The following is a 271-nucleotide window of genomic DNA, read 5'->3' on the forward strand; positions in this document are numbered from 1 at the left end:
ATGTATGACCGTGAATATGGATCGGGTGATGGTATTGGGTGACGTTCTTTAGATCGAATATGTAAGTCTTACCTAACTCTAAAGTCGTCAACGGCTCAGGAATATTGTCTTTGCTCATTCCTTCCCATGATCTTTTATTAGTAAGCCAAAACTTAGGCATCGATTTCCCATTTTTAGAAACTGGTGATACCGCACCTTCCCACTCGAACACAAAATCGATCTCTTCAGCATTAGCAAGATCTAGATTAGGTACCGGGTTAAGAGGTAACAA

The 271-nt window shown here is 40.6% G+C and carries 1 protein-coding gene; it reads right to left on the reverse strand.

Translation table 11 applies throughout. From position 1 onward, the window contains the following. Positions 1-271 (reverse strand): multicopper oxidase domain-containing protein (locus AB4512_RS23860; RefSeq protein WP_372175979.1); only part of this gene is annotated, 271 nt, incomplete at both ends.

This window comes from Vibrio sp. 10N.222.52.B7, from assembly GCF_041474275.1.
GTDB classification, from domain to species: Bacteria; Pseudomonadota; Gammaproteobacteria; order Enterobacterales; family Vibrionaceae; genus Vibrio; species Vibrio crassostreae_C.